The organism is Bradyrhizobium sp. NC92, assembly GCF_025200865.1.
Classification (GTDB): Bacteria; Pseudomonadota; Alphaproteobacteria; order Rhizobiales; family Xanthobacteraceae; genus Bradyrhizobium.
This window is the reverse complement of sequence record NZ_CP104171.1, coordinates 2,528,820-2,553,930: the sequence shown is the minus strand read 5'-3', so window position 1 is coordinate 2,553,930 and position 25,111 is coordinate 2,528,820. Positions and strand designations below refer to the sequence as shown.

26 protein-coding genes and 1 pseudogene are annotated in these 25,111 nt (G+C 64.7%); 7 read left to right on the top strand and 20 right to left on the bottom strand.

Translation table 11 applies throughout. The features are described from left to right. Positions 1 to 23 precede the first annotated feature (23 nt). The 3 genes from N2602_RS11980 to N2602_RS11970 form a co-directional block, all read right to left on the bottom strand. Complete coding sequence (locus N2602_RS11980; RefSeq protein WP_212254779.1) at positions 24 to 1,343, bottom strand: TRAP transporter large permease; 1,320 nt, start codon at positions 1,341 to 1,343, stop codon at positions 24 to 26. Beyond that, on the bottom strand, positions 1,340 to 1,855 hold the full coding sequence (locus tag N2602_RS11975) for a TRAP transporter small permease (RefSeq protein ID WP_260382742.1): 516 nt from the start codon (positions 1,853 to 1,855) through the stop codon (positions 1,340 to 1,342). The genes N2602_RS11980 and N2602_RS11975 overlap by 4 nt, the downstream gene beginning before the upstream one ends. Positions 1,856 to 1,937: 82 nt before the next feature. Beyond that, on the bottom strand, positions 1,938 to 2,936 hold the full coding sequence (locus N2602_RS11970; protein ID WP_212254777.1) for a TRAP transporter substrate-binding protein: 999 nt from the start codon (positions 2,934 to 2,936) through the stop codon (positions 1,938 to 1,940). Between the two features lie 80 nt (positions 2,937 to 3,016). Here N2602_RS11970 and N2602_RS11965 point away from each other — a divergent pair, with 80 nt between their 5' ends. Beyond that, positions 3,017 to 3,196 carry a hypothetical protein gene (locus N2602_RS11965; protein WP_172783948.1) on the top strand — a complete coding sequence of 60 codons (180 nt, stop codon included), beginning with the start codon at positions 3,017 to 3,019 and terminating at the stop codon, positions 3,194 to 3,196. 88 nt (positions 3,197 to 3,284) lie between these two features. Here N2602_RS11965 and N2602_RS11960 read toward each other — a convergent pair whose 3' ends face one another. Then, positions 3,285 to 3,518 (bottom strand): hypothetical protein, encoded by a 234-nt coding sequence (locus N2602_RS11960; RefSeq protein WP_172783947.1) that lies wholly within the window; start codon positions 3,516 to 3,518, stop codon positions 3,285 to 3,287. A 137-nt stretch (positions 3,519 to 3,655) separates the two neighbouring features. Between N2602_RS11960 and N2602_RS11955 the strand changes: the two genes are divergently transcribed. Next, positions 3,656 to 4,000 (top strand): DUF1236 domain-containing protein, encoded by a 345-nt coding sequence (locus N2602_RS11955; RefSeq protein WP_212254776.1) that lies wholly within the window; start codon positions 3,656 to 3,658, stop codon positions 3,998 to 4,000. A gap of 106 nt (positions 4,001 to 4,106) precedes the next feature. On the opposite strand, the gene N2602_RS11950 is transcribed toward N2602_RS11955, so the two are convergent. The 5 genes from N2602_RS11950 to N2602_RS11930 form a co-directional block, all read right to left on the bottom strand. Continuing rightward, positions 4,107 to 5,651, bottom strand: coding sequence for a heme peroxidase family protein (locus N2602_RS11950; protein WP_212254775.1), 1,545 nt, complete (start codon positions 5,649 to 5,651; stop codon positions 4,107 to 4,109). Positions 5,652 to 5,903: 252 nt separating this feature from the next. After that, positions 5,904 to 6,176 (bottom strand): hypothetical protein, encoded by a 273-nt coding sequence (locus tag N2602_RS11945; protein ID WP_036025895.1) that lies wholly within the window; start codon positions 6,174 to 6,176, stop codon positions 5,904 to 5,906. Positions 6,177 to 6,320: 144 nt separating this feature from the next. Further along, on the bottom strand, positions 6,321 to 7,052 hold the full coding sequence (locus N2602_RS11940) for a cytochrome c biogenesis CcdA family protein (protein ID WP_212254774.1): 732 nt from the start codon (positions 7,050 to 7,052) through the stop codon (positions 6,321 to 6,323). A 206-nt stretch (positions 7,053 to 7,258) separates the two neighbouring features. Beyond that, complete coding sequence (locus tag N2602_RS11935; protein ID WP_025034806.1) at positions 7,259 to 7,525, bottom strand: hypothetical protein; 267 nt, start codon at positions 7,523 to 7,525, stop codon at positions 7,259 to 7,261. A gap of 40 nt (positions 7,526 to 7,565) precedes the next feature. Next, positions 7,566 to 7,814 (bottom strand): hypothetical protein, encoded by a 249-nt coding sequence (locus N2602_RS11930; RefSeq protein ID WP_212254773.1) that lies wholly within the window; start codon positions 7,812 to 7,814, stop codon positions 7,566 to 7,568. A 194-nt stretch (positions 7,815 to 8,008) separates the two neighbouring features. On the opposite strand from N2602_RS11930, the gene N2602_RS11925 reads away from it, so the two are divergent. From N2602_RS11925 to N2602_RS11910, 4 genes are all read left to right on the top strand, one after another. Beyond that, positions 8,009 to 9,058, top strand: coding sequence for a LysR family transcriptional regulator (locus N2602_RS11925; RefSeq protein ID WP_172783942.1), 1,050 nt, complete (start codon positions 8,009 to 8,011; stop codon positions 9,056 to 9,058). Positions 9,059 to 9,087: 29 nt separating this feature from the next. Further along, positions 9,088 to 9,459, top strand: coding sequence for a helix-turn-helix domain-containing protein (locus N2602_RS11920; protein WP_020608151.1), 372 nt, complete (start codon positions 9,088 to 9,090; stop codon positions 9,457 to 9,459). A 316-nt stretch (positions 9,460 to 9,775) separates the two neighbouring features. Continuing rightward, the gene (locus N2602_RS11915) at positions 9,776 to 10,597 is read left to right on the top strand and encodes an enoyl-CoA hydratase (RefSeq protein WP_260382741.1); all 822 of its coding nucleotides are present in this window, start codon (positions 9,776 to 9,778) and stop codon (positions 10,595 to 10,597) included. Positions 10,598 to 10,702: 105 nt separating this feature from the next. After that, positions 10,703 to 10,984 carry a hypothetical protein gene (locus N2602_RS11910; protein ID WP_260382740.1) on the top strand — a complete coding sequence of 94 codons (282 nt, stop codon included), beginning with the start codon at positions 10,703 to 10,705 and terminating at the stop codon, positions 10,982 to 10,984. Positions 10,985 to 11,023: 39 nt separating this feature from the next. On the opposite strand, the gene N2602_RS11905 is transcribed toward N2602_RS11910, so the two are convergent. From N2602_RS11905 to N2602_RS11870, 8 genes and pseudogenes are all read right to left on the bottom strand, one after another. Continuing rightward, complete coding sequence (locus N2602_RS11905) at positions 11,024 to 12,103, bottom strand: isocitrate/isopropylmalate dehydrogenase family protein (RefSeq protein ID WP_260382739.1); 1,080 nt, start codon at positions 12,101 to 12,103, stop codon at positions 11,024 to 11,026. A gap of 131 nt (positions 12,104 to 12,234) precedes the next feature. Next, entirely contained in the window at positions 12,235 to 13,302 is a 1,068-nt protein-coding gene (locus N2602_RS11900) for an alcohol dehydrogenase (RefSeq protein WP_260382738.1), read from the bottom strand. Between the two features lie 75 nt (positions 13,303 to 13,377). Continuing rightward, positions 13,378 to 14,334 (bottom strand): ABC transporter ATP-binding protein, encoded by a 957-nt coding sequence (locus N2602_RS11895; protein WP_373569530.1) that lies wholly within the window; start codon positions 14,332 to 14,334, stop codon positions 13,378 to 13,380. A gap of 11 nt (positions 14,335 to 14,345) precedes the next feature. Further along, on the bottom strand, positions 14,346 to 15,338 hold the full coding sequence (locus tag N2602_RS11890; RefSeq protein ID WP_260382737.1) for an ABC transporter ATP-binding protein: 993 nt from the start codon (positions 15,336 to 15,338) through the stop codon (positions 14,346 to 14,348). Next, the gene (locus N2602_RS11885) at positions 15,335 to 16,207 is read right to left on the bottom strand and encodes an ABC transporter permease (protein ID WP_260382736.1); all 873 of its coding nucleotides are present in this window, start codon (positions 16,205 to 16,207) and stop codon (positions 15,335 to 15,337) included. The genes N2602_RS11890 and N2602_RS11885 overlap by 4 nt, the downstream gene beginning before the upstream one ends. Next, the gene (locus N2602_RS11880) at positions 16,194 to 17,144 is read right to left on the bottom strand and encodes an ABC transporter permease (protein ID WP_260382735.1); all 951 of its coding nucleotides are present in this window, start codon (positions 17,142 to 17,144) and stop codon (positions 16,194 to 16,196) included. The genes N2602_RS11885 and N2602_RS11880 overlap by 14 nt, the downstream gene beginning before the upstream one ends. Positions 17,145 to 17,151: 7 nt before the next feature. Beyond that, a pseudogene (locus tag N2602_RS11875) lies at positions 17,152 to 18,686 on the bottom strand (ABC transporter substrate-binding protein). A 131-nt stretch (positions 18,687 to 18,817) separates the two neighbouring features. Continuing rightward, positions 18,818 to 20,014 (bottom strand): CaiB/BaiF CoA-transferase family protein, encoded by a 1,197-nt coding sequence (locus N2602_RS11870; protein WP_260382734.1) that lies wholly within the window; start codon positions 20,012 to 20,014, stop codon positions 18,818 to 18,820. Positions 20,015 to 20,207: 193 nt separating this feature from the next. Between N2602_RS11870 and glgA the strand changes: the two genes are divergently transcribed. After that, positions 20,208 to 21,623, top strand: a complete 1,416-nt coding sequence (gene glgA, locus N2602_RS11865; protein WP_212254765.1) for a glycogen synthase GlgA — start codon at positions 20,208 to 20,210, stop codon at positions 21,621 to 21,623. Between the two features lie 354 nt (positions 21,624 to 21,977). On the opposite strand, the gene N2602_RS11860 is transcribed toward glgA, so the two are convergent. The 3 genes from N2602_RS11860 to N2602_RS11850 all read right to left on the bottom strand — a co-directional run bounded on the left by N2602_RS11860 (position 21,978) and on the right by N2602_RS11850 (position 25,042). After that, positions 21,978 to 22,922: an oxygenase MpaB family protein gene (locus tag N2602_RS11860; RefSeq protein WP_172783930.1), complete on the bottom strand. Its 945-nt coding sequence runs from the start codon at positions 22,920 to 22,922 to the stop codon at positions 21,978 to 21,980. Between the two features lie 91 nt (positions 22,923 to 23,013). Then, positions 23,014 to 24,159, bottom strand: a complete 1,146-nt coding sequence (locus tag N2602_RS11855) for a patatin-like phospholipase family protein (protein ID WP_260382733.1) — start codon at positions 24,157 to 24,159, stop codon at positions 23,014 to 23,016. 58 nt (positions 24,160 to 24,217) lie between these two features. Further along, positions 24,218 to 25,042, bottom strand: coding sequence for a 3-hydroxybutyrate dehydrogenase (locus tag N2602_RS11850; protein ID WP_260382732.1), 825 nt, complete (start codon positions 25,040 to 25,042; stop codon positions 24,218 to 24,220). Positions 25,043 to 25,111: the final 69 nt, after the last annotated feature.

Below are 25,111 nucleotides of genomic sequence, written 5' to 3'. Positions count from 1 at the left end.
CGCGGGATCGCATGATCAAGCGCTCATTTGAGCATCTCCGGCACGATCAGGCGCGGCAGGAACAGCGACACGCTGGGCCAGACGATGAGCGCCGCCAGCACGAGCAGCATCGGGATCAGCATGATCATCGTGTCCTTCAGGGCATAGCGCAGCCGCACGCCGGCGATCGAGCAGGCGATCATCAGACAGAGGCCATAGGGCGGCGTCACCAGTCCGAAGGCCAGCGACACGATGGAGATGATCGCGAACTGGACCGGATGGAGATCGACGGACTTGGCGAGCGGCTCCAGCACGGTGCCGACGATGATGATCGCCGGGATGGCGTCGAGGAAGCAGCCCACCACCAGAAAGCAGAAGGCGATGAAGAAGCCCGCCGTGACCGTGCCCATGCCCCAGGTCGAGACGTTGGCCAACAGTTCCTGCGGGATCTTGTAATAGGCCAGCAACCAGCCGAACGCGCTCGCGGTGCCGACGCAGAACAAGGCAACTCCGGCCAGGCGCCCGGTATCGAGCAGCGCCTTGTACAATTCGCGCAAGCCTGTCTCGCGATAGAAGAATGCGGAGAGCGCTACGGAATAGAGCACCGCGACGCAGGCGGACTCGGTCGCGGTGAACCAGCCGAGCAGAATGCCGCCGACGATGATGAACGGCGTCATCAGCGCCGGTATCGACCGCCAGATGGCGCATCGCATCTCGACCCAGGTCGACTTCGGATATGTCGGATAGCCGCGGCGCACCGCATAGACGTGCACCGTTGCCATCTGCGCGCCCGCGATCAAAAGGCCCGGCACGATGCCGGCCAGATACATCGCCGCGATCGAGGTCGAGATCAGCCCGCCCCAGACGATCATCAGGATCGACGGCGGGATGATGACGGCAAGCACCGCCGACACCGCCGTGATGGCGATGGAGAACGAAAGGTCGTAGCCCTCCTTGCTCTGCGCATCGATGAAGATCTTGGACTGGCTCGCCGCATCCGCGGTGGACGAGCCCGAGATGCCCGCAAAGAACACCGACAGCACGACGTTGATCTGCGCCAGCGATCCCGGCCAATGCCCGACCATCGAGCGCGACAGCTCCACCAGGCGGTCGGTGATGCCGCCGATGCTCATCAGGTTCGCCGTCAGGAGGAAGAACGGCACCGCGAGCAGGATGAACGAATTGTAGGCGTTGAAGGTTTCCTGCGCGAGCATCATCAGCGACAGGCGCGGCTCGATCAGAAGGATCGGCACGCAGGCCAGGCCGAGCGCGAAGGCGACCGGCACGCGCACGATGAGCAGGCCGATGAAGACCCCGAACAGCACCATCGCGGCCTGTCCGGCAGAAAGTACAGTGCCGCTCATTTCTGTGCCCCGACCAGAATGCTCATTTCATCAATGATCTGTTCGCCCGCAAACACGATCCACGTCACGCCGGCCACCGGCCAGGCGACGTGGATCAGCCAGAGCGGCAAATCGGCCAGCTCCGACGTTCTGTTCCAGGCGAAGCGTGTGAATTCGATTCCGGCCAACACGAACACGAGGGCCAGCGCCAGCACGCCGAGCCGCGCGATGATCCGCACCGCGGCCTCCGAGCGCCGCGACAGATCGGGCCATACGTCGACCTCGAAATGCTGCGCCTCGCGGATGCCCACCATGGCGCCGATCATGATCGTCCAGACGAACAGGAAGCGCGCCATCTCCTCCGTCCAGATGTAGGAGGGAATGAACGGCGTGTAGCGCGAGACGATTTGCAAGGTGACCGGAATGACCAGGATGCCGACGCAGGCGGCGAGCAGGAATTCCAGCAATTTCGCATAGGCCGCGGTGACGCGACGCCACAGCGACGGCGTGGACGGGAGGTGCATTTCGGACATTGGAGCTCCGTACGGCGCTCATCCGCCACGTCCGGGCAGGAAGCGGGGCCTGCCCGGAATGCTGTCGGCGGACGGGGCGGCCTCAGACGACGTTGATCTTCTCGAAAATGCCTTCCGCGCCGATCTCCTTGGCGTAGGTGGCCATCACGGGGTCGGCGAGCTTCTTCATGGCATCGCGCTCCTCGAACGGAACGCGCTTGAGCTTGCCGGCCTTCTCCAGCGTGTCGAGCTTGACGACCTCTTCGCTGGACTCGAGCTGGCGGCCGTAATCGCCGGCCTCCTTGCCCGCCTTCATGATCGCGTCCTGCAGATCCTTGGGCAGGGTCTTGAGCGTCTTCACTGAGAAGCAGATCGGCCGGATCGACACGGCGTGCTGTGTCAGGTTGAGATGCGGGGCCACTTCGTAGAACTTCATCGCCTCGACGCCGGCCGCCTCGTTCTCGCCGGCCGAAATGACGCCGTTCTGGATCGCGTTGTAGATTTCGTTATAGGCGATCACGGTCGGGCTCATGCCGACGGCCGCGAAGGTCTTCGACCAGATCGGCGCGCCCTGCACACGGACCTTGAGGCCCTTGAGATCGGCGAGGTTCTTGAGCGGCTTGTTGGCGAAGATGTTGCGGATGCCGCCGCCGGCATAGCCGATCAGAACGACTTCGGCCTTGGCCGCGACCTCATCGGCGATCGGCGCCAGGATGTTGGCTTCGACCACCTTGTTCATGTGCTCGATGCCCTTGAACACGAAGGGCGCATCGATGAACGGGGCCGCCTTGGCGAAGGTCGACATGTGGGCCGGCGAGACGATGCCGTAGTCGACCGCCTTGCCCTGCGACATGTATTCGAAATACTGCTTCTCGAGGCCGAGCGAGGAGTTCCTGTGCAAGGTGAAGTTGACGGGCTTGCCGTAGTATTTCTTCACCAGCTCCTCGAACCGCAGCAGGGCCCGGTTGAAGGCATGATCGTCATTGAACTGCACGGCACCGTTCAGCGTGATCGGAGCTTGCGCCCTCAGGATCGACGGCATGCCAATGGCAGCTGCCGCAGTGGTTGCGCCGATCCCAGCGAGAAATGACCTTCGCTTCATCGTCTCCCCTCCCTTTGATGCTCCAGCCCTGTCGCCGGGCCGTGAGCGCAGCCGTTATGCGGCTTGTGAGAGGCAAGCGTATGAAAAACCTCGACGGGACGGAAGTGATTTCGCGTGCGTTGCCGGCCCTCATCGTCGCGGCGCTGCTCCGGCACGACCTGCTGCACTGCAACGGGCGCTCCGGCCGGCGCGCTCAGGAGGCAGCCGTGCGGACCTGTGCGCTGCACGCAAGAGGACCGCGCGGCTCCTCGAAGCCCTAATGCAAATGACCGATCAGATAGATGCCGCCGCCGATCACGATGATCGCCGGCACGGCCCACAGAATCAACACTGGCATCACGCTCCTCCTTAGTTGGACGTGCAGACCTTGACCGTCTTCATGCCGCTCTCAGCCTCAGTGCGCGTCTTGTAGATCGTGCCCGAGGGACTGACGACGGTCATGGACGTGTCCGTCGGCTTCTTGTCGACGATGGTGCACTTCTTGGTCTTGACGTCCTGGACGACGTAAAACTCGTCGGCCGCGAACGCCGGCAGGGACAACGCAGCAACCATCAGCGCTGCGGACGCTATTCTCAACTTCATGTTCTCCTCCTCCAGATTGCAGGGCTCGTTGCCTGCTGATCCCAACGGGAAAAACTGGCAATTTGTTCCTAATCGCCGGGAACGCCACCCGCGATGAGATGTTGGTGCGGCGCTATTCACCTCAGAGGAGAACCAGGATGAAGAAGCTGTTCCTGCTGTCCGCCGCGGCAGCGTTGATCTCGACCGGCGCTTTTGCGCAATCCACCGTGGTGACCACGACGGGAACCGGCCACGCGGCCGCGGTTCAGATCGAGCCGCAATACAGGACCAAGATCAAATCCTACGTCACCGAACATCGCATCCGCCCGGTCACGACGAAGGAGAAGATCATCGTCGGCGCGACGGTGCCGAGCGACGTCGAGCTCGAGGCGGTTCCGTCCGATTGGGGCCCGTCGCTGACGAAGTATCGCTACGTCTATTCGGGAGAGCGCGTGATGCTGGTCGATCCCGGCTCACGCACCGTCGTGCAGGAAATCGACTGATCAGGACGGGAGAGCGGCCGTCTCGGCGGCCGCCTCCCTCCCCGAGTTGATCGCATGACGTCGATCTGTCCGGAAAACCGCGTCGCGCGGTTTTCCGGATCATGGTCTAGACCGTCGAGATGCCGTCGATCGGGCTGATGTCCCCGACGAAACGCAGCAGATCGGCCATCGTGAACTCGCCCGGCACCTGCGAGGGCAGCGTCGGCTTCCAGTTCTTGCCCTTGAGCCAGAGATACGACTGGTGGTCGCCATGGACGAGGCCGACGAAGACCTCGGCGAGCAGGGTCGCGCCGACCGGCCCGAGCCTTTCGCCGCCGCCCCGCTGCTCCGCCTCCTTGAGGATGTAGTACCAGAGCGGGGTGTGCTCGTGCAGGCCGTGCTTCTTCGCCACCGCGCCGTCGGTCCCCTTGGAGATTTCGGCCGGCGTCAGCGGGTTCTTGATCTTCATGGCCTTGGCGACGTCCTGCCCGGAGGGCAGGCCCAACAGCACGCCGCGCTTGAGATTGCGGAACGGCAGGCTGCCGCCGTCGCCGGGCAAGGTGTGGAGTTGCGGCACGACGAACGGATCGATCTTGCGCGACGGATTGAGCGTCACGCCGGCAGGATTGTTCGGCAGCACCTGATAGAAGCGCCGCCAGTCGATGATCCAGTTGCTCGAAAGCACCGGAAGCGGGAGCGGCGGCTGAATCGGGTTTGGCGCCAGATCGCCGATGATGCCGCCCGACAGCCCAGTGAACCTGAACAGCAGATCCAGGGTTGCCGGAGTGAGGCCGCCGGGCGTGAAGATCCGGTTGTGGCTATAGACCTGGCGCACCATGCTGTGGCCGAGACGGTAGACGGCGGCTGAAAATTCGACGGGCATGTAGGGTGTCTTCTTGAAGCGGTAGAAACGCCGCCCCTGCTCGAGAATCTTCGCGACGATCCCCTTCTCGGTGATCCGCTCCACGAAATCGTGCAGGACCATCCATTGGTAGTGCCAGGTCACGATCCGGCGCGCTTCCTCGAAGATCTCGCCCGCCGGCTTGCCGGACGCTGCGAGCTGATCGCAGACCTTGTTGTGAAACTTCAGCATCGCAAGATGGGTTTGCGCGACGAGCAGGTTCTCGTCGTTGCGGTGATCGCCGATCAGGGCAAACCCCTCGGGATTGCGCGGCAGGTCGTTGCGATGATCGCCCGTGATGGCATCGACGTTGACGGTCTTGCCAATCAGCAGCTTGGGCCCCGGCGTCTTGCCGTTGTCGGTCGCCGAATTGCGCGCGTACAGATGACGGCTTCCGTCGGGACCGAGACCATAGATGCTGTCGAGATCGAGCGCGGGCGTGCGAAAATTCGTGACCGCGGTCGGATCGGCTTCCTTCTCGCCGAAGGAGGTCAGATCGAGCGTGATATCATGATCGACGAATTGCCCGAGATAAGTGAAACCCGCTGGGACATTGGGATTGTTTCCGGCGGCGTCGCCGGGGGCGGGATCCTTCATCGCGTCGGCGAGCTCATGCAGCGGACCGTCGTCGACAGCCAGCGGCTCCAGGGTCGGAAACATCCGGCCAAACATGCCCGGATCGTCGTGTCCGGAAAGCGTATCCAGAAATTGTCGCGTCGGTTGACGTCCGGCCTTGCCATGACCGGGATGAACATTCACGTCGGTTCCCATCGCTTGCTCCTGCTCAAAATGCTGTAGGGGAGAGGGGCGCCGAAGATGTCGTGATCTAAAATTCTCGTTTCAGTATACGTTCAGAAGAATTGCCCCTCAGGGTGTAGTACGACGAAACATTACCACAGATTGCATTCTATGGATGTGTCCTACCGCGAGGCTTTTTGCCCCACCGACGACACAGGCTTTTGATCGCCCGCAGCTCGAGCAGGAAAGACTAAGGCCGCGATCGACCGCCGGCCCAATCGGGCTTCAGCGTTTGGCAGCGAACCGCGACCAGATCTCAGCGTCGGTGTAGAAGTCGACGCCGCCATCGAGATCTCTCACCAGCCATTCGCCGAGATAGACGATCTGAGTGCCGCTGCGCCGCTCGTGCCGAAGCTCGAATTTTCCGTCGGCATCCTTCTGCAGCGAGCAATTCGACTGAACCCAGCTCGGCCACTCCTGCAACGGCTGCCCCAAAAATTGCCAAGCAACCAAAGCCGCGTTGTCCGACAAGGGTTCTAAGCGCAATGTCTTGGTCACGTGATCTCCACCATGCGAGTTTGTCCCCGATGCAAACGTCTCGGGACCGGAAAGGTTTGGAATCGTCGTTCCCTGACAGCATGCCTGACGGGTTCCAACGGTTCCTCTACTTTTTCGTCCGTGAAAACCCGGTCCCCTCGCGCCCTAACCGATCGTCTGCAGCGCCGGAAACGTCTCCAGCAGCCAGATGCTCACGTTCGAGACCGCGCCGGTGAGAAAACCGATGCCGGTGATCACCATCAAGGCGCCCATGGCGCGCTCGACATTGACGAGGTGGCCCTTCATGCGCGCGAACAGCGCGGAGAACTGCTCGATCATCAGCGCGGCGATCAGGAATGGAATGCCGAGCCCTGCGGAATAGACCGCGAGCAGGCCGGCGCCCCTCGTCACCGTGGCTTCCGCCGCGGCGATCGAGAGGATCGCAGCGAGGATCGGGCCGATGCAGGGCGTCCAGCCGAAGGCGAAGGCAAGACCCATGATATAGGCGCCCCACAGGCCGACCGGTTTGGGGATCGGCAGCCGCCCCTCGCGCATCAGAAGGCCAATGCGCGTCAGGCCGAGGAAGTGCAGGCCCATGATGATGATGACGATACCGGCGAGGATCGACAGCTCCGCCGACCAGGCCCGGATCAGCCCGCCGATCAGCGAAGCGCTGGCGCCGAGCGCCACGAAGATGGTGGAGAAGCCGAGCACGAACAGGAGCGCCGACATCATGATCGCGCGCTTGGAGGCCGCGGCCGGCTCGTCGCTCTCGACATGCTCGATCGTGGCGCCCGTGAGGTAGATCAGATAGGGCGGAACCAGAGGCAGGACGCAAGGCGAGAGGAAGCTGACGAGGCCGGCAATCAGCGCCGCCGGGATCGAAACATTTTGCATGATGCAGTCGGAGCCATCTCAGGCCCCGGTACGGCGCGCAGGGAACGCGCCCGGCCCGGAGCCGAACCGGCTCTGGTGTAGCCGATGCCGGAGAATGCGCAACTGAGGCGCACAAAACCAAGGCTCCTCCCGATGCCCTCCGTGATCACAGATGCGGCATCGGGACGCGCACAAACCTCGCCAAAAAGCGGGATTCGGCGGCGCGGCTACTTCACCACGCGGAGCAGCGGACGCCGGGGCTGGTCCTGCGTCTGCTTGGAAGGGGGCGGCGGCTCGCTCGCAGCGCTCCGCAGCATTTCGTCGCACAGCGCCTTGAGATCGGCACTGTCAATTCCTTTCAGTTTCATCCTGACATCGAGGATGACGATGGACAGCATCTCGGCCGACTCACGGCTGTTGCACGCATTGAGAACCCTGCGGCACTCCTCGAGCGTTTCCAGCACCGACTGCAACTGTTCGTCTGAATGCGACACCGGCGTTCTTTCCGTTAATTCGGCCTGCGAGACGTATCGCTCACGCCCCTTCGGCCCCCCATGGAAAACAAAAGATAGCACGAGGCGACTGCGCCTTCGAACCGGATTTCAGTGTGTTTCTGCTGTGGAACCGTATTTCCGGCCGCCATCGCCATGCGGCACCATCGGCGATCGCCGAAATGCTTTGGGAGCAAACGCCTGATGCGGTGTGTCGATCCATCAGCGGCGACAGCATGGACTTGCGCGCAAGATCATTCATTGCGGACAGCGCCGGCAATCCCGCAGCCATTTTGCGGCTCGCAACGGAACTCACGCCATACCCCTCAGTCGAGCCGATAGTCTCGCCCGAATTTCCAGCTCATGGCAGCATCCAAATACCGCCCTCAGGTAGTAAGGATGACGTTCAAAACTCGTCGTTCCCCAACCCGTCGTGGTTGTGGTTTGCTCCAGATTCTGCCAGTTTAGCTTTCCAAAGGAAATTGTATGCACTCCTTGGCGGAAAGGGGCGTTCCGCTGGCGGAACGCCCAAAGACAAATGTCAGCGGCCTCTCGGATTGGGACACCGCCCGCATATTTTTGGAAGTCGTGCGAAGCGGAAGCTTTCGCTCGGCGGCCGAGCGCCTGTCGCTGTCGATCAACGCCGTGCGGCGCCGGATCGACGATTTCGAACGCCAGACCGGCACCACGTTATTCACCCGCGACGTCCACGGCACCCATCTGACCGATGAGGGCGCCCTGGTGGTGTCCGCCGTCGAGCGCATGGAAGCGGCCACCTTCGACGTGCTGCGCGCCAGCGATTCGATGGCCAACGCCCTGTCCGGCGAGGTCCGCGTCGCCGTCACCGAGGGGCTCGGCACATTCTGGCTAGCCCCGCGCCTCGTCGAATTCCAGCAGGCCTATCCGAAGATCCTGGTCGACCTGCATTGCGCGATGCGCTCGGCCGACGTCTCGCGCCACGAGGCCGACGTCGCCATCCATCTGTCCCGTCCCTCGGCGCTCGACATCAAGCTGGTGCGGCTCGGCCGCATGCATCTGATGTTCTGGGCCTCCGAGAAATACATCGAGAAGCATGGCGCGCCGCGCTCGGCGGCGGAATTGATCAAGCATCGTCTGGTGCTGCAATTCGCCGACCAGCTCGCCGCCAAGGAATCTTTCGAGAGCTTCTTCCCGGGCGTGTCCGAACGTGACCTTCTGGTCATGAAGACCAACGTCTCGAGCGCCAATTATTGGGCGGTCGCGAATGGCGCCGGCATCGGCGTCTTCCCGAGCTACGCCATCGCGCTTGGCGGGAAGTTGATTCCACTGGAGGTCGAGCTGAACCGGCCGCTGGATATCTGGCTGTCCTACCATCCCGGTAGCGGCCGTATTCCGCGCGTGAGGCACATGATTGACTGGCTGATCGAGGCTTTCAATCCGGCTCGTTTCCCGTGGTTTAAGGAAGAGTTCGTGCACCCGCACGAATTCAAGCACTCGTATATGGGCGAACCCCTGACCCAGCTCTTCGGGGGATTTTCAACCGAAGAACAAAGGTGAAAACAGAGATGAAAGCAGCGGCGAAAAGAATGAAGCAGCGCAGCGCGGGCAAGCCGGACATCGAGCTTGGCAAGCGGATTCGTCTGCGGCGCGTCGAGATGAAGATCTCGCAGGCCGAGCTCGGCGAGAAGCTCGGCGTCAGCTTCCAGCAGGTGCAGAAATACGAGAAGGGCGTCAATCGCGTCGGTGCGGCCCGGCTTCAGCAGATCGCCTCCGCCCTCGATGTGCCCGTGACCTTCTTCTACGACGGTGACAACAAGGCCCGCGAAGTCGAGAGCCTGCTCTTCCTCGACTCGGCCTTCAGCCTCCGCCTGCTGCGCGCCTACAGCAAGATCAAGGATCAGACGGTGCAGCGTCAGCTCGTCTCGCTGATGGAATCGATCGCGGCGAACGAGAGCTGAGGCCGATCGACGGTCCGGCCTTCACGGCCGACGTTCAATCCGCCGCGTCACGGGGACGCGGCCGGATTGCACGAGATCGGCTGGATCCGATCTGAACTTGACTTGGCCCGCGCGCGATTCGCGCGTGGCCTTGATTTTCGGAGCGGCCTGACCGCCCCTTTTTCCTGGCAGTCTTCCTTCGGGTCTCGGCCCCGTCGAACGTCGTGCGCCATGCAATCGCAGCACGGCCGGATGCAGGCTCTGCTCTCCAGCGCCGGTTGACCGCGGCGGCGCCTACGCCGCACATTGCGTCTCGCCACCGAGCAGCGAGCGCGCGATGCCAGACACTTTCAGCATGACCGAAAAACCCTACGCCGACGGCAAGATCCTCACGCACACGGCCGACGGCGTCGGCGTGATCACTTTCAACAATCCCGACAAGCGCAACGCGATGTCGCTGGAGATGTGGGAGGGATTTGGCGAGGCGCTGACCGCCTTGCGCGACGACGACAAGGTGCGCGTCGTGATCCTGCGCGGCGCCGGCGGCAAGGCGTTCGTCTCGGGCGCCGACATCAGCCAGTTCGAGAAGGTCAGGCACAACGCGGCGGCGTCCGAGCAATACGCCAGGCGCAGCGCCGCCCAGCGCGCCCTCCTCGCCGACTATCCCAAGCCGACCATCGCCTGCATCGACGGTTATTGCCTCGGCGGCGGCATGCAGGTCGCGATGCTCGCCGACATCCGCCTCGCCTCGCAGGACAGCCAGTTCGGCATTCCCGCGGCCCGGCTTGGCATCGCCTATGGCTATGACGGCTTGAAGCATCTGGTGTCGCTGGTCGGCCCGTCCTGGGCGCGGCTCCTGATGTACACGGGCATGCGCATCGATGCCGCCGAGGCGCTGCGCATCGGCCTCGTCGAGCGCGTGTTCCCGCAAGGCGAGCTCTGGGGCGAGACCATGGCGATTGCCGAGACGATCGCGCAGAATGCTCCGCTCGCGATCAAGGCCGCCAAGATCACCATTGCGCAGGTCTTGAAAGACGAGAGCGCACGCGACATGGACGCGATCAAGGCGATCGGCAATGCCTGCATGGACTCGGATGATTTCCGGGAAGGCCGCCAGGCCTTCATGGCAAAGCGCAAGCCGCAGTTTCAGGGCCGCTGAAGCTGAACCGACATTCAGGAAGATTAAATTCCGCGCGCGGCCCAGTCGCCATAGCAACCAGTTGATCTCCCGCAAGTTCTCCCGCCACCAACGAGGGAGATTGCGATGAAACTCAGAATTGCTGTTCTTGCGCTGGTTGCGGTGGGTGGTGTGTCGCTCGCGTCGGGACCGGCGCTTGCGGCAATGCCGAACGGCATCCCGCAGGCCGACAAGATCGCAAGCGGTCCGGCTGCGAATATCGATCAGGTCCGCATGGTCTGCAACGCTTGGGGCCGCTGCTGGTGGCGACCAAACTATTACGGTGCCTATGGCTATTACGGCCCACGCCGTTTCTACGGGCCACGGCCATATGGCTATTACGGCCACCGCCACTGGCGTCGCTGGTAAATGACGTAGGGCCCCGAGGACCGCTTTCGCGCGCTTCAACTACAGCGCCGCAAGCACCGCCTTCGTGATGTCAGCCGTGCCGTTGCTGCCGCCGAATTCCATCGGCTTGATGCCGCCGGCATAGACTTGGTCCACCGCACGCTCGATCGTCTCGCCGGCCTCCGCGGCGCTCTCGACGCCGTGTTTGTCGGCGAGCCAATCCAGCATCATCGCGGCGGACAGGATCATGCCGGTGGGATTGGCCTTGCCCTGCCCCATGATATCGGGCGCCGTGCCGTGGCAGGGCTGGAACACCGCGTACTTGTCGCCGATGTCGGCCGACGGCGCCATGCCGAGGCCGCCGATCAGGCTCGCGGTGATGTCGGAGACGATGTCGCCGAACATGTTCTCCATCACCATCACGTCGAAATCCCAGGGACGCTTGACCAGCATCGCCGAGCAGGCATCGACATAGAGCCGGTCGGTCTTCACGCCTGGATGCTTCTTCTCGATCTCGTCGAAGATGCCGCGGAAGAACGCAAAGGCCTTGAACACGTTCGCCTTGTCGACGCAGGTGAGCGCACCGGGCTTGCCGCGCGCCTTGCGCCGCTCGGCGAGGCGGAACGAGAACTCGAACAGGCGCTCGGAGGTTTTGCGCGTGATCACCATGGTCTCGCGCGCGTCCTCATGGGTGACGACGCCCTTGCCCATCGAGGCGAACAGTCCTTCGGTGGACTCCCGGATCACGACGAGATCGATGCCGCGCTGGTCCGCGCCGACGATCGGGCTCGGCACGCCCGGAATGAGGCGTGCGGGCCGCACGCCGGCATAGAGATCGAAGATGAAACGCAGCTCGATCTGCGGCGCGATCTCGGTATTGTCGGGGTAGCGCACCGACGGCAGGCCGCAGGCGCCCAGCAGGATCGCGTCAGCCTCCTCGCAGAGCTTGATGGTGCTATCCGGCATCGACTTGCCGGTCGCGAGATAATGGTTGGCGCCGGCCGGAGCCTCGGTGAAGCGGAAACCGAGGCCGGATTTTTCGCCGACCTTGCGCAGCACCTGGAGCGCCGGCGCCATGACCTCCGGACCAATGCCGTCACCGGCGAGCACGGCAATGTGGAAGGCGTTGTTTGCGGACATGGAAGCCTCGAGGAAGGAGTTAGCCAAGTCGTCATTGCGAGCGAAGCGAGGCAATCCAGAATCTTTCCGCGGAGGCAGCCTGGATTGCTTCGTCGCTTCGCTCCTCGCAATGACGACGGAGAGAGCGTTCGTTACGGCGTCAGCACCGTACGGCCGACCACCGCGCCCTGCTGCAATTGCAGCAGCGCGTCGTTGGCCTTGGCGAGCGGTTGCTGCGTCACCGGGATCGGCGGCACCTTCTTCGACCGCACGAGGTCGAGCAGCTCCTGCGTTTCGCGCAGGTTTCCGACATAGCTGCCCTGGATCGTCACTGCCTTGATCGGAATCAGCGGCAGCGCCCAGGTCGCACCGCCGCCGAACAGGCCGACGATGACGAGCTTGCCGCCTTTGGTCAGGCAATCGAAGCCGAGCTGCGTCGTCGCAGAGTTGCCGACGAGGTCGATCACGGCGCGGATCGGCCCGCCGGCCTTCTTGGCAAGCTGCTCCAGCGCATCCGGCGCCTTGGGATCGACGGTTGAGAGCGCGCCGGCCTTCTCCGCGGCCTCGCGCTTCCGGGCGTCGATATCGACCATGATCGCGCCTTTGCCGCCCATCGCTTTCAGCAGCGACAGCGCCATCAGGCCGAGACCGCCGGCGCCGAACATCACGATCGGCGTGTCGAAATGCTGCTCGACCTTCTTCAGCGCGCTGTAGGTGGTGACGCCGGAGCAGGCATAGGGCGCGGTCGTCGAGGGATCGAGGCCCTTCAGATTGAGCAGGTAGCGCGGATGCGGCACCAGCATGTGATCGGAATAGCCGCCGTCGCAATAGACCCCGAGCGAGCGCGGCGTCAGGCACATGTTCTCGTCACCGGCGAGGCACGTGGCACATTTGCCGCAGCCGATCCAGGGATAGACCAGGCCGACATCGCCGACCTTCAGGTCGCCCTGGTCGGTCGGCTTCACGTCCGGGCCGAAGGCGAGGACCTCGCCGACGGTCTCGTGGCCCATGGTCAGCGGCAGGTTGATGCCGCGGTCCTTCAACGAGAGCGGCTTGCGGCCATGGCCGAGATCGTAGCCGCCTTCCCAGATGTGAAGGTCGCTGTGGCAGACACCGGCGGCCTTCACCTTGATCAGCACCTGCGTGCCCGCGGGCTGCGGCGTCGCCTCGTCGAACTCCTGCAGCGGCGCCTTGAAATCGGCAACCTTGAAACTCTTCATCGGCGTCCTCCCGCATGCTTCTTGTTGTCGCGCTACCATGCCACGGTCGGCGCGGCGAGACAAACCGGTCTTAGTTCAAGCCAGCGGATGGTGGCAAGCCGCGAACTGGCCGGGTGCGACCTCGCGCAACTCCGGTATCTCCGCGCTGCATCGCTGATCGGCCCGCGGGCAGCGGGTGCGGAAGCGGCAGCCGGATGGTGGCGCAATCGGCGATGGCGGCTCGCCGGCCGCCACACTTTCGGCGGGACGCACGTCTGGATCCGGCACCGGGATCGCCTGCAACAGCAGCGCGGTGTAGGGATGCGCAGGCCGCGCGAACAATTGCTCGGAAGGGCCGACCTCGCAGAGCCGGCCGAGATACATCACCGCGACGCGATCGCTGACCGCTTTGACCACCGCGAGGTCATGGGCGATGAACAGCAGCGTCAGGCCGAAGCGCGCCTTCATCTCCTCCAGCAGGTTGAGGATCTGCGCGCGAATGGAGACGTCGAGCGCCGAGACCGGTTCGTCGCAGACGATGAATTCGGGGTTGAGCACCAGCGACCGCGCGATACAGATGCGCTGGCACTGGCCGCCGGAGAATTCGTGCGGCAGGCGGTTCGCCACGAGATCGGGGTCGAGCCCGACCGCAGAGAGCACCTCGTGAACGCGCCGTTTGCGTTCGGCGGCATCCTTGACGCCAGCGATGATCAGCGGCTCGGCGACGATGTCGCCGATGCGCCGGCGCGGGTTGAGCGAGGCGATCGGATCCTGGAAGATCAGCTGCACGCGGCGGCGCATCCTGCGCAGCGCCTCGCCCTCCATTGCGGTGAGGTCCGCGCCGTCAAACATCACGCGGCCGGACTTGGCACGGCGCAGTTGCAACACGGCGCGGCCGAGCGTCGACTTGCCGCAGCCGGATTCGCCGACCAGTCCGAGCGTCTCGCCGCGCGCAACCTGGAGGCTGACACCGGAGACGGCATGAACAATCTTGTTGCCGAGGCCATATTCGACGACGAGATTGTCGACGTTCAGAAGCGGCGCGGGGCGCACAGCAAGCTGCATCATGCCTCGATCCCCTCCGTCATCCGGATCGGGTGGAAGCAGGCATAGACATGCCCCGGCATCTCGGCACTCGTCAGGACCGGTTTGGCCTCATGACAGCGCGCGGTGGCATAATTGCAGCGCGGCGCGAAGGAGCAGCCCTTCAGCGGCCGCGTCGGATCGGGTGGACGGCCCGAGATCGCCGGCAGCGGCGTATGCGGCGCGGCATCCAGCTTCGGGATCGCCGCCAGCAGCGCCTCGGTGTAGGGCATGTGCATGCGCTTGAACAAGACCTGCGTCGGCGCGCGCTCCACCACCCGGCCCGCATACATCACCGCGACCTCGTCGGCGCGGCCGGCGACGACGCCGAGATCGTGGGTAATAATGATCATCGCCATGTGGCGGCGGCGCTGCTCGCGCGCGAGCAGATCGAGGATCTGCGCCTGGATGGTGACGTCGAGCGCGGTGGTCGGCTCGTCCGCGATCAGGAGCTTCGGTTCGCAGGACAGTGCGATCGCAATCGCGATGCGCTGGCGCATGCCGCCGGAGCATTGATGCGGATATTGCGCGAGCCGCTGCTCCGGCGCGGGAATGCCGACGGCGGCGAGCAGCTCGATGCTGCGCGCCTTCGCGGCGGGGGCGTCGAGCTCGAGGTGCTCCTGGATCGTCTCCATCAGCTGCGTGCCGATGGTGAGCACCGGGTTGAGCGAGGTCATGGGGTCCTGGAACACGACCGCGAGATCGCGTCCGCGCAAGCGCCGCAGGCTTTCAGGCTCGAGCCGCACCAGATCCTGTCCGTCGAACATCACCCGGCCCGTCAGCTTCGCCTTCTTCGGCAGCAGCTGCAGCACGGCGCGCGAGAGCATGGTCTTGCCGCAGCCGGATTCACCGACGATCCCGAGCGTGCGTCCGGCCTGCAGCGAAAGGTCGACGTGATCGACGGCGCGCAGGTTTCCGCGCGGGGTCGGCAGCTCGACCGCGACATCCTCGATGGTCAAGAGCGGCGCGCTCACAGTGCCCCCTGACGTGGATCGGTGAGGGCCCGCAAGGTGTCGCCGACGAGGTTGAAGGCCAGCACGGTGAGGAACAGTCCGGCCGCCGGCAGGAACGCCAGCCGCGGCGCGACGTCGAGGCTGTCGCGTCCCTCCCCGATCATGCTGCCCCAGCTCGCCATCGGCGGCGGCACGCCGAGGCCGAGAAAGGACAGCGCGCCCTCGACCACGATGGTGACGGCGACGCCGAGCAGGAAGAAGGCGAGCAGCGGCAGGACGACGTTCGGCAGCAGCTCGCGCAGGAGGATGCGCGCATGGCTGGCGCCGAGCGCCTCGGCCGCGATCACGAACTCGCGCCGCGCCAGCGTCAGCGTCGCCGCGCGCGCCACGCGCATGAAGGCGGGAATGCCGAGCACGCCAAGGACCATTGTGAGGTTAGGGACCGACTGCCCGAGATAGGCGACCACCGCGAGCGCGAAGATCAGCGGCGGAAAGGCGAGCAGGACGTCCATGCTGCCGACCACCAGCGTCTCGAACCGGCCACGGAAATAGCCGGCCAGCAGGCCGAGCGCGCCGCCGATGACGAGGCCGATCATGGGCGCGATCAGCCCGACCGCCAGCGACACCCGCGCGCCAAAGATCAGCCGGGCGAGCTCGTCGCGGCCGAGCCCGTCGGTGCCGAGCCAATGCTCCCAGGAGAAGGCGGCGCGCCGTTCCAGCATGTCCATGTCGGTCGGGTTCTGCAGCGGCAGCACCGGCGCCAGGATCGCGAGCGAAAGGATGATCGCAAGCCAGGCGCTTGCGATCCAGAACAACAGGCCGAGCTTGCGCTTGCGGCCGACCGGCGCAGCCACCTCCTCGTCCTGGATCGACAGCTCAAGCGTGGCCATGGCGGATCCTCGGATCGAGCACGGCGTAGAGCATGTCGACGATGAAATTGACGATGACGAAGCCGCAGGCGACCAGCAGCACCACGCCCTGGAGGATGACGAGATCGCGGGTGTAGATCGCCCCGACCAGCAGCCGGCCGATGCCGGGCAGCGCGAAGATCGTTTCCACGATCAGCGTGCCGCCGAGCAGGCGGCCGATATTGATGCCCGTCACCGTCACCAGGGTCAGCGACGAAGGCTTGAGCGCATGCACGAACAGGATGCGCGATGGCTTGAGGCCCTTTGCTTTGGCCAGCGCGATGTAATCCTCCTGCAAGGTCGCGATCATGTCGGAGCGCAGCACGCGCATGATGCCCGGCCATTCCGCCAGCGCCAATGTCAGCGCCGGCAGCACGAAGAAGCGCAAATTGGCCAGCGGTGCCTCGGTGAACGGCACATAGCCGGTCGCCGGCAGCCAGCGCAGCTCGACCGCGAAAAGATAGATCAGCAGGATCGCGGTCAGGAACGACGGCATCGACAGCATCGCGAACGCGCTGCCGGTCATGAAGCGGTCGAACGCGCCGCCGGCGCGCGCGGCACAGGCGATCGCAACGGGAACGCCGATCAGGAGCCCGATGAACTCGGCCATCAGCATCAGCTGCAGCGAAACCGGAATGCGCTCGGCCACCGCCTGCAGCACCGTCTGCCCGGTGCGGAACGAGCGGCCGAGATCGCCCTGCAACACATGGCCAAGCCAGCTCAGGTAGCGCCACCACAGCGGCTGGTCGAGCCCCATGTCACGGCGCAGCGCGGCGACATTCTCCGGCGTTGCCTGGTCGCCGAGGATGACGAGCGCGAGATCGCCCGGCAGCAGCGAGGCGATCAGGAACGTGAGCAGCGAGACCGCGAGCAGCACCGGCAGCATCGCAAGGAGCCGCCGAACGACGAAGTTCAGCATCGCGAGGTCATTCCAGCCAGGTGGTCGAGACGTCGATCACGCCGTTGTAGATCTTGGGAAAGCCCTTCAGCCTGGCGCTCGACAGCGCGTAGTAAGTGTTCTGGAAGGTCCAGAACCAGATCGCCTCCTTGTTGATCAGGCGGCTGATGGCGCAGTAATCTTCGGTGCGCTGGGTGATGTCGGCGGTGACGCGTGCGTGGTCCAGAAGCCTGTCGAGCTCGGGATCGGAGAAGCCGGCGAGCGCCAGCGGGCTGCCGCTGCGGAAATTCGCGTACATCTGCGGATCGGGATCGGCGAGATCGACGATGCGCCAAGGCGTCAGCTGAAACTGGCGGGTGAAGGCGCGCGTCGGAATCGTGGCCTGATCGACCTGCTCGATCTCCATGTTGGCGCCGACGCGTTTCCAGAACTGCTGCAGCACCTGGCCGATCATGCGGCCGCGGGGCGTTGCGGTCACCAACATCTTGAACTCGACCGGCTTGCCGTAATCCTTGATCAGCGCCTTGGCCTTCTCGACGTCGGACGGCAGCGCCCCGTCGTCCTTGCACTTGACCCAGGAGCCGTCGCCGTAAGGATTGCTCGCAGGCCGGCTGAGGCCATTGCTGATCGCCTGCGACATCTTCGGACGATCGATCGCCATCACCAGCGCCTGCCGCACCCGCACGTCGTCGAAGGGCGGCACCTTGGTGTTGAAGGCGTAGACTTGCGCGCCCGAGCCCTTGTAGGTGTGCACCGTGAGCTTGGAGTCCTTCTGCGCCTTCATGATGTTGTCGGCGTCGTTCTCGTCGTCCCAGATGATGTCGGCCTCGCCCGATTGCAGCGAGGCGAAGCGCGACTGCGCATCCGGCAGCGGCTTCAGGATGATGCGATCGAGATAGGGACGGCCTTGTCCCAGTAGTTGGGGTTCTTCTCCAGCACCATGCGGTCGCCGGCGGTCCAGGATTTCAGGATGTAGGGACCGGTGCCGACGGGATTGCGGTTGTAATCATCGCCCTTGGTCTTCCAGGCCGTCGGCGAATGAATGACGTTGTTCGAGCTCTGGATGGTGATCACTGCCGGCCAATTCACCGAAGGATCGGTCAGATTGAAGATCACCGTATGTTCGTCCGGCGCCAGCACCTCCTTGACGTTGGTGATGTAGAAGGCGCAGCGGCACTTGTTGGCGGGGTCCTTCTGCCGGTCGAAATTCTCCTTGAAGGCCTGCGCATTGAATGGCGTGCCGTCGTGGAATTTCACGCCTTCGCGGAGCTTGAAGGTCCAGCTCTTGTAATCGTCGGAATGGGTCCAGGACAGCGCGAGCTTCGGCGCCGCCTCGCCCTTGTCATTCAGCGTTGTGAGCGTGTCGAAGATCGCGGCGGCGGCGGTGAAGGTCGAGGTGTCGTAGACGCCGACCTTGAGCGGATCGAAGCCTGCGATCTCCAGCTCCTGACCGACGGTGATGCTGCCGCCCGATTTCTGCGCCTGCACCGGCGTTGCCAGTGCAAATGCCGCAACGAGGAAAATAGGCACGCGCTTGCGTGCCACGGCCGCCGCGTTCGTCATGGTTCCTCCCGGGATCCCGCGTCCGATGTTTCGGATCGTTGAATGACTCGGACGCGAGCTTGGCGACAAATGCTCGCCTCGGCAAGAGGAACCAACGAGAGTTCAAACGCCGCATGTGGCGGCGATGCGACTCAGGATGTCGCGGCTGTTTTGCCTGGCGGAATTGATACGCCGCTCGCAAGGCCGATCTCCTCGCGCAACGCGCTTGTGTGCTCGCCGAGCACGGACACGGTCTTGGCCGGCGTCGTGTCAGCCGCCGACATCCGAAACGGCAGGTTGAGCACCTGGAACGAGCCGCCCTTGTCCCGCACCTCCGAGAGCGCCCGGCGATGTGCAAGCTGCGGATCGGCCAAGGCCTCGGACACGCTGCGATAGGCCGAGGCCGGCACGCCGGCAGCACCAAGAACGCGCAGGCATGCATCGGTCGAAAGCTGCCGCGACCAGACTTCGACGCCATCCATCAGCTCGGCCCAGCTCTCGCGGCGCGCGGCATAGGTGGCGAAGCGTGGATCGGAGACCCAGTCGGGGCGGCCGATCACCCCCATCAGGGCCTGGAATGTCTTCTCGCTGGCGATCGTGATCATGACGTAGCCGCTTGCCGTCTCGGTCGGTCCGAACATCGGGCGTGGCGGCGGCGCCACCGTGAATTGCGAGCTCTGCAACTCGGTCAGCGTCAGCGACAGCATCGTTTCCAGCATGGAGACGTCGATGTGCTGGCCAACACCGGTCACGGTGCGCTGATAGAGCGCGGACGCGATCGCGCCGAAACCGTAGGTCCCGGTGACGACGTCGGCGTGGTAGATGCCGCAATAGTCCGGACGGTTGCGGCCCGGCTGGTAGGCGAGATGCGCCATGTCGTAGCCTGAGGCCGCGTGGATCACCGGGGCGTAGGCCGGCAGTTCGGCCGAAGGGCCGGTCTGGCCGTAGCCGGAGATCGAGCAGTAGATCAGCCTCGGGTTGACCTGACGCAGGCTGTCGTAGTCGAGTCGAAGGCGACGCATCACGCCGGGACGGAAGTTCTCGACCAGAATGTCCGATGTCGCGGCCAACCGGCGCACCGCCTCCTTGCCATCCTCGGACTTGAGGTCGAGGACCACGCTCTTCTTGCCGACATTGAGCTGGCCGAACGCGGTGCTGCAGCCGTTGCGCAAGGGAGGCCGGGTCCGCATCGTCTCCCCGCCGTCGGTCTCGATCTTGATGATCTCGGCGCCCATGTCGGCGAGCATCCGCGTGCAATGGGGCCCCGCGATCGTGGTCGAAAAATCCAGCACCCGCAGGCCTGCGAAGGCCTTTGTCGTCGTCCCCTCATGCTTATCTGCTAGCTGCATGCCTGCCTGCGTCCTCGGAACTCTTTGGAACCGTCGAAGTTCTTTGTTGTTGATGCGGCGACCCTAGAGGGCGGCGGCTGAGTAGGAAAGTGTTTACCGAACAGACGTGCCGCGTGGGCGGGCTTTGGAATTCCAGCACAACTGGACCCGTTCTTGCATAGCAGCAAGCGGGGTCTGAAGAGGGCGGCTGTTCTTGAGGGTCTTGTTCGTCACCACAGAGATGGACGACTTCGTCCGCGTTGGCGGACTGGGCGCCGTTTCCGCCGCCCTCCCCCGCGCACTTCGCTCCTTCGCCGATATCCGGATCATGCTGCCCGGCTATCGCGACATCATCGAGCAACTCACGCATATTCAGGTCGTTGGCCGCTGTCCTGCATTCGCGGAGATGCCGGCCTGCTCGCTCGGCCGTGCCGCGACCAAGGACGGCCTGCCGGTCTATGTGCTGTTGTGCTCGCAGCTCTACGACCGGCCCGGCAACCCCTATGGCGATGAATTCGGGCGCGACTGGCCCGACAACGACATCCGCTTCGCGCGCTTCGCCTCGGCGGCGGCTGAGCTCGCCATGGGCAAGCTGGACAAGAATTGGGCAGCAGACCTGATCCATGCCAATGACTGGCAGGCCTCGCTCGTGCCGGCTTACCTTGCCTGGCGTGGCGCCAAGCTGCCGTCGATCCTGACCATTCATAACCTCGCCTATCAGGGTCTCTTCCCTAAGGACTCGCTGCGGCGGATCGGCGCACCGGAGAGCTCCTTCCACATCGACGGCGTCGAGTTCTACGATCAGGTCTCCTTTCTCAAGGCAGGCCTCGTCTACGCTTCGCACCTCACCACGGTCAGCGGGACCTATGCGCGGGAGATCACCACGGCCGAGTTCGGCTGTGGCCTGGAGGGCCTGCTCCGCCTGCGTTCGGACGCCGCCGAGCTCACCGGCATCCTCAACGGTATCGACGAGAGCTGGGACCCACGCTCCTGCGCCCAGCTCGCCCAGCAATTCGGCGCCGGCGACTGGGTCGGCAAGAAGGCAAACGCGGACTACGTCCGCAAGCAGTTCGGGCTGGCGGTCTCGCGCGGGCCGATGTTCGGCATCGTCGCGCGACTCGTGCATCAGAAGGGCATCGACCTCGTTCTGTCGGCGGCGGACGAGATCGTCGACGCCGGCGGGCAGATCGTGGTCACCGGCTCCGGCGAGCCGGCGCTCGAGCAGGCCCTGATCGACGCGCACCGCCGTCGCCCCGACGCAATCGGGGTCGCGATCGGCTTCAACGATGCCCAGGCGCGACGCATCTTCGCCGGCAGCGACTTCACCTTGATGCCGTCGCGGTTCGAGCCGTGCGGGCTCAGCCAAATGTACGCCCAGCGCTTCGGCTCGCTGCCGATCGGCCACCAGACCGGCGGCCTCGCCGAGACCATCAGCGACGGCGAGACCGGATTCCTGTTCTCGAGGCCGTCGCGCGAGTCGTTCCTCGGCGGCGTGCGGCGCGCCTTCTCGGCCTTCATGGCCCACGACCAGCTCGATACGATGCGCCGTAGCGCCATGGGACGCTCGTTCTCCTGGAGCATCTCGGCCGGCAGCTACAGCGCGCTGTACCGCAAGCTGGCGTCGGTGTGACGCTGAGGCGTTTCCGCATACTCCGTCATTGCGAGCGCATCCCTCTCCAGGTGTCATTGCGAGGAGCCCTTGCGACGAAGCAATCCAGATTCTTACCGCGGAGGGACTCTGGATTGCTTCCGCCTTCGCCAAGGCTTCGGCGGACAAGTCGCTGCACTCGCAACGACGGCGCGGAGAAGGTTGCGTGTCCAACTGCCCTCTCGTGCCCCGGACGCAGCGCAGCGCGTCGCCCTTGCGACGTGGTGCGCTGCTGAGCCGGGGCCCATGTCTCGACTGAGCTCGTGGCCCCTGGGTCCCGGCTCTGCGCTGCAACGCTCCACGCGTTGCAGCTTGTCCGGGACACGCCGGGAGCGCTCAGCGACGCACGTCCATCTGCGACCGGCCGATCCATGCGCGGTTGAGACACCGTGTCATCCAGTCGGGCTGCAGCTCGCCCCGCAGCCGCGCCTGCGCTTCCTGGTAGGGGCCGACATAGCGCAGCCGGTCAGGCAATTTCGGATAGGTGCGCCTGATCCACCGCAGTGCGTTGTCGGCGGATCGGATTCCGCGCGCGTCGAGCTCAAAGCCGAAGCCTGCACGCAAGCGCTCCGGCAGCATGCTCGCGGTGAGCGCGCGATACCAGCGCGGCGGCCGCAACCACGGGCGTGCGCCCGTGAAGATCTGCGTCGCGATCTCGCGTGCTGCGCTGCTGACGGTCAGCGTCTCCGACTGCGCCATCGCCGCGGTGTAGGCGACGAAGCCGGACCAGTTCGCCGGCAAATCATCCCCCGTCAATCCGAACAGGGCGCCGTACAGCCTGGCCTCGCACCAATAGCGATCGCGCTCCTCCGCCGAGAGTGGCGGCAGCACCAGATCATGTGCCATGAGCGCGGTCTCGACCAGCGTCGCATGGACCCAGCGCAGCGCGGGGATGTCGTTGGCGCAGTAGCGCGAGCCGGCCACGAACGGACCCACGGTCTCGGGCATTTCGCCGACGATCATGCTGTGACGCCGATGCAGCTGCCGGGACGACAGCAGCGCCCGGTCCAGCGAGCCGAACACCATCGTGAAGACGATGTCGAAGGTGCGATGGAAGCGGCCGATCGGATCGGCAAGGGTGCGCGAATGCTCGGCGATCGCCGCCGCCACCCATGGATGGGCCAGTTGCAGCAGCAGCGCACGGCCGGCGCCGAGAAAGATCACGGCCTCCCGGTCGATCTGCCAGGTCAGCGAGGCCGGACCGAACACGCCGGCGACCGGTCCCGCCGCGTTGGCACGCAGCGTATCGAGCGACTCCTCCAGATCTTTCTCAGCGACCAATTGCAGGCCTCGCGACGAAGATACGGCGACCATACTCCGGACCGCGCGCCTGCGAAATCGTCGTCGTGCGAAGCTATGACGGACAGAGCCCTCACTCCGCCGCCATCGGCATCTCGTCCAGATGCTCGTGCAGCACAACGCCGGCGAGCGGGTCGAATTCGCCGATCCAGGGCTTGCGCGCCAGCACCGACTTCGTGTGCGCATAGCCGGCGTGCCAGCGCCGCGTGATCCCGGACGGACTGAAGTCGATATCCTTGGTATGGGTCTCGTGCTCGAGCTGCGGCGCCAGCAGCCGCACCACATGCATGCGGGTCGGGCAGCCGTAGCTCGTCAGCTCCCTCACCGCGGGATCGTTGCGCTCGCTCTCGGGCAGCCGCGCCGCAAGCTGGTTGATGACGTGGCGCAGGCGATGGGCCTGCTGCTGGCGCACGATCTGGCTGGCGATGCGGCTGGAATATTGCACGTCCTTGTGCCGGTTCAGCACCTCCGCCATCGTGGTCGGCTCCGGCCCGACCGGATTCCACAGATGCACGGAGAAGATCAGCGAGTCCCTGCGCGGATTGTCGTCGAACACCGCTTCGGTCGGCGTGTTCGACAGGATGCCGCCGTCCCAATAGAGCTCGCCGTCGATGCGCACGGCGGGGAAGGCCGGCGGCAGCGCGCCCGAAGCCATCACATGCTTCACCGTCAGCTCGCCGTCGCGGCTGTCGAAATAGCGCATTTCGCTGGTGCCGACATGAGCCGCACCGACCGTGAGGCGCGGCGCGCAGCGGTTGGCGAGATCGAAATCGACGAGCTCGCTCAGCGTCTTCTCCAGCGGCGCGGTCGAATAATAGCCGGCGTGATCGGCGCCCAGCGGATAGGAATCGCCGGCATGGGCCAGCGGATTGGGCCGGAAGAAACCGGCAATGCCGTGGGTCACGGTCGACCAATAGGCCAGCTTCTCGTTGAAGCCGGGAAACGCGGTGCGCCAGTCCCAGACGGGCTGCTGCTCCATCCGCTTCCAGAACTCCCGCAAGCGCGCGAGCCGGTGCTCGGGCGCGTTGCCGGCGATGAGGCTCGCATTGATCGCACCGATCGAGGTGCCGATGATCCAATCCGGCTCGATGCCGGCTTCGTGCAAGGCCTGGTAGACCCCGGCCTGGTACGAGCCGAGCGCGCCGCCGCCCTGAAGCACGAGCACGACCTGACCCGGCAGGTCGAACTTCTTGTGCTGCGAATTGTCCTGCGTGCCCATGTCTCGCTCCTGGTGAGCTTGCACCGTTCGAATATTCGACTTGCTGCGCCGGCTCATGTCAATGCGCGGTCCAACCGCCGTCGACCGGCAGCGCAACGCCGGTGATCGAGGCCGCCGCGTCCGTCGACAGGAAGACCGCCAGCGCGCCGAGTTCCTCGACCGTGGCAAAGCGCTTGTTGGGCTGCTGCGCCAGCAGAACGTCGCGGATCACCTGATCGCGCGAGATGCCGTGCGCCTTCGCCTGCCCGTCGATCTGTGCCTCGACAAGTGGGGTATAGACATAGCCGGGGCAGACCGCGTTGCAGGTGATGCCTTCCTCCGCAGTTTCAAGCGCCGTCACCTTGGTCAGGCCGACGATGCCGTGCTTGGCCGCCACATAGGCCGCCTTGAACGGCGAGCCGACCAGGCCGTGCGCCGAGGCAATGTTGATGATCCTGCCAAAGCCGTTCTGCCGCATCGCCGGCAATGCGAGCCGCGTGGTGTGGAACGCCGAGGACAGGTTGATGGCGAGGACCTGGTCCCATTTCTCGACCGGAAACCGGTCGAGCGGCGCGACATGCTGGATGCCGGCGTTGTTGACCAGGATGTCGAGCCGGCCGGATTGAGCCACCGTCGCCGCGATCATCTCGGCGATCGAATTCGGCCTCGTCATGTCCGCCGGCGAATAGCTGGCCTTGACGCCGAACTCGGCGGCGATCTGCTCGCGCGTCCGGCCGATCTCGCTGGCGACACCAAGGCCATTGAGCACGATGTCGGCGCCAGAGGCGGCGAGGGCCCGTGCGATGCCGAGACCGATGCCGCTGGTCGACCCGGTGACCAGCGCCACCTTGCCGGCCAGCACGCGTGACGAAGCTGACGTCTGCATCTTGATGGGGATATTCATGATCCGGACCTCTTCTGGGCGCGACCTGCGCCATGGCTGGAGCGAAGGGTGCGGGATCTCCGGGATTTG

Excerpts from the sequence above, each read along its gene's own strand:
- N2602_RS11925 (WP_172783942.1), top strand. The coding sequence starts at position 8,009 with ATGCACTCCTTGGCGGAAAGGGGCGTTCCGCTGGCGGAACGCCCAAAG.
- N2602_RS11870 (WP_260382734.1), bottom strand. The coding sequence starts at position 20,014 with ATGCAGCTAGCAGATAAGCATGAGGGGACGACGACAAAGGCCTTCGCA.
- N2602_RS11915 (WP_260382741.1), top strand. The coding sequence starts at position 9,776 with ATGCCAGACACTTTCAGCATGACCGAAAAACCCTACGCCGACGGCAAG.
- N2602_RS11970 (WP_212254777.1), bottom strand. The coding sequence starts at position 2,936 with ATGAAGCGAAGGTCATTTCTCGCTGGGATCGGCGCAACCACTGCGGCA.
- N2602_RS11855 (WP_260382733.1), bottom strand. The coding sequence starts at position 24,159 with ATGGGCACGCAGGACAATTCGCAGCACAAGAAGTTCGACCTGCCGGGT.
- N2602_RS11955 (WP_212254776.1), top strand. The coding sequence starts at position 3,656 with ATGAAGAAGCTGTTCCTGCTGTCCGCCGCGGCAGCGTTGATCTCGACC.
- N2602_RS11900 (WP_260382738.1), bottom strand. The coding sequence starts at position 13,302 with ATGAAGAGTTTCAAGGTTGCCGATTTCAAGGCGCCGCTGCAGGAGTTC.
- N2602_RS11950 (WP_212254775.1), bottom strand. The coding sequence starts at position 5,651 with ATGGGAACCGACGTGAATGTTCATCCCGGTCATGGCAAGGCCGGACGT.
- N2602_RS11885 (WP_260382736.1), bottom strand. The coding sequence starts at position 16,207 with ATGGCCACGCTTGAGCTGTCGATCCAGGACGAGGAGGTGGCTGCGCCG.
- N2602_RS11880 (WP_260382735.1), bottom strand. The coding sequence starts at position 17,144 with ATGCTGAACTTCGTCGTTCGGCGGCTCCTTGCGATGCTGCCGGTGCTG.
- N2602_RS11850 (WP_260382732.1), bottom strand. The coding sequence starts at position 25,042 with ATGAATATCCCCATCAAGATGCAGACGTCAGCTTCGTCACGCGTGCTG.
- N2602_RS11910 (WP_260382740.1), top strand. The coding sequence starts at position 10,703 with ATGAAACTCAGAATTGCTGTTCTTGCGCTGGTTGCGGTGGGTGGTGTG.
- N2602_RS11920 (WP_020608151.1), top strand. The coding sequence starts at position 9,088 with ATGAAGCAGCGCAGCGCGGGCAAGCCGGACATCGAGCTTGGCAAGCGG.
- N2602_RS11905 (WP_260382739.1), bottom strand. The coding sequence starts at position 12,103 with ATGTCCGCAAACAACGCCTTCCACATTGCCGTGCTCGCCGGTGACGGC.
- N2602_RS11965 (WP_172783948.1), top strand. The coding sequence starts at position 3,017 with ATGAAAAACCTCGACGGGACGGAAGTGATTTCGCGTGCGTTGCCGGCC.
- N2602_RS11940 (WP_212254774.1), bottom strand. The coding sequence starts at position 7,052 with ATGCAAAATGTTTCGATCCCGGCGGCGCTGATTGCCGGCCTCGTCAGC.
- N2602_RS11960 (WP_172783947.1), bottom strand. The coding sequence starts at position 3,518 with ATGAAGTTGAGAATAGCGTCCGCAGCGCTGATGGTTGCTGCGTTGTCC.
- N2602_RS11975 (WP_260382742.1), bottom strand. The coding sequence starts at position 1,855 with ATGTCCGAAATGCACCTCCCGTCCACGCCGTCGCTGTGGCGTCGCGTC.
- N2602_RS11930 (WP_212254773.1), bottom strand. The coding sequence starts at position 7,814 with ATGGCTGCGGGATTGCCGGCGCTGTCCGCAATGAATGATCTTGCGCGC.
- N2602_RS11980 (WP_212254779.1), bottom strand. The coding sequence starts at position 1,343 with ATGAGCGGCACTGTACTTTCTGCCGGACAGGCCGCGATGGTGCTGTTC.